Source organism: Kitasatospora sp. NPDC091257, assembly GCF_044757675.1.
In the GTDB taxonomy this organism is placed as follows: domain Bacteria; phylum Actinomycetota; class Actinomycetes; order Streptomycetales; family Streptomycetaceae; genus Kitasatospora; species Kitasatospora lactacystinica.
This window is the reverse complement of sequence record NZ_JBIVVI010001470.1, coordinates 1-1,945: the sequence shown is the minus strand read 5'-3', so window position 1 is coordinate 1,945 and position 1,945 is coordinate 1. Positions and strand designations below refer to the sequence as shown.

Below are 1,945 nucleotides of genomic sequence, written 5' to 3'. Positions count from 1 at the left end.
CAGTTGCGCTCGCGTCACACACCATGGTCTACCGGATCAGGACCCGCCGCGAAGGTGAATCACACAGATTGATCACGACCGAATACGCGCCCTAGCACGGGGGCAGGCTTGTCGCCGTACGGACGGCCGCCTCGGGGTAATCAATCGTTGCCCCGAGGCTCTACCAGGCCGCCCCGCCTCCATCGCCGAACTCTCCCGTTGGGCCAGCATGTTGGCTGGCGGCGACTCCCAGTAAGGGCTACGCGAGCGCGGGAGTGCCCAGAACGCCGAGGAGGGCTGGTCCGGCTGCGGGGGAAACCTCCGCCATCTGTCGGAGGGCTTCGCCCGGCAGGTACCGATAGCTCTGTGGTGGGTGGAACGTTCCGGCGGACCTCAAGGCGGTGAGTGTGACGGGTTCCTCGAAGGTGACCGGTTCCTCCAGTGTGAGGCCACTGGCCTGGGCGGCACCGCTCATGTATTCGTCGTACTCGCGACGGGTGATCCCCGTGCGGGAGCGGCTGGCGGCCCACACCTCGCTCGGGGACCCGACATGGACGGAAGCGACGCGGGCGGTGCCGACCAAGGCCATCGTGGGAGCCGTTGCATAGATCACGACGGGGGTTCCGGGGGGAACGGCGACTCGCTGACGGCGCACCTCGACGGTCTTGCTGCCCGCGAGGATCGCGGTGGCAAATCGCGGGTGGACTGAGAGCAGGAGCGCGCGTTCCTCGTTCACGTCGGCCGGTGCCCTTCCTGGTAGACGGCCTCGAACAGCCTGTTGTCGATCTTCGTGAGCGACATCACGGACAACGGTAGCCCCAGGCCCTCCTTCAGGGAGAGCAGGCGTCGGTACGTCACTGGATTGGGGAAGAGCTCGGTGTCCGAGAAGCGCAGAGCCATGGCCGTACCTGACGTGGAGTTGGCCACTTTGCGGATCTCCTCCAGACCATATACGCCCAAGTGTTCGAATTGAGCGAACAGGGCCTCGGATGTGTCGACCACCACCTGCTCAAGCCGAGAGCAGCCGATCACCATCTGTCCTTCCTGGCTGGACGGGCCCTGGCTGACGTACCAGAGGAGGCGGGCTGGGACGCTCTCACCGCGGCGTCCCGGGGATCGGTAGTAGGCGTGTTCCCTGCTGATTCCCAGCTCGTTCCGTCGCGGCAGAAGAGACGTCGGCTTGTTGAACAACTCGGTCGACCACACCGGGTCGATCGGGACGATGAACGACGGCAGTTCGGAGTCCATGACCTTGGCTGGCCACCACGATCGCTCAACGACGCCGGCGACCTCGGCCGGCAGCCCGGCGGGGAGGGCCAGTGCCGTCGTGCCCAGCTCTCGTGCTGCAGCATCGGCGGCTTCGGTGACGACTGCTGCCGTTCCACAGACATCCACCACGAGCGCCGCCAGACCGTCCTCGTGATCGAGGAAGCCGTCATCGCGAGCTGCGGCGTGTGCCGCGGTGGACGGGAACGGGTCGGTGATGTGCACGACATGTGCGCCGTAGGAGCGGGCCGTCTGCTTCAGCGTGAACAGCACCTGGCGGGCGAGGGTCGCTTCGAGCGAATGGGCAGCGGTACGGAGAACCGGGACGAGGAGTGTCCGACCGTCTACGGCCCAGACACACAGTGCAACCGGGTGCCCGTCGCCGTCGCGGATGAGCTCGCGGCGCCAGCTGAGAGGGTTCCCCTCCAAGCTCTTGAGACGGTTCGCGAAGCCCGAGCCGGTATCGCTGCTCGATTGTTCGAAGAAGGCGACCAGTTCGGCCTCACCGCCCGGCGCGACCTCGCTGATCCGGAACTCGGTGCCCATGAGATCAGCCGGCCGGTACACCTGGGCCTGCCGCAGTTCGTCGACGTGCAGTGCCACCTCTGCCGGAGCCACGATGCGGACCCCGACTGCGTTCCATACGACATCGGTCAGGCGCGTCAGTAGCGCGTCATGGGTGGCGAGCACGTGCACTCCG

The 1,945-nt window shown here is 66.5% G+C and carries 1 protein-coding gene and 1 pseudogene; both read right to left on the bottom strand.

Going from position 1 to position 1,945, the window contains the following annotated elements:
* Positions 1–238 precede the first annotated feature (238 nt).
* Positions 239–715 (bottom strand): ASCH domain-containing protein, encoded by a 477-nt coding sequence (locus ACIQOV_RS39435; protein WP_401055713.1) that lies wholly within the window; start codon positions 713–715, stop codon positions 239–241.
* Positions 712–1,945 (bottom strand): annotated as a pseudogene (locus ACIQOV_RS39430) (N-acetyltransferase); the annotation flags it as partial. The gene ACIQOV_RS39435 and the pseudogene ACIQOV_RS39430, both read right to left, overlap by 4 nt.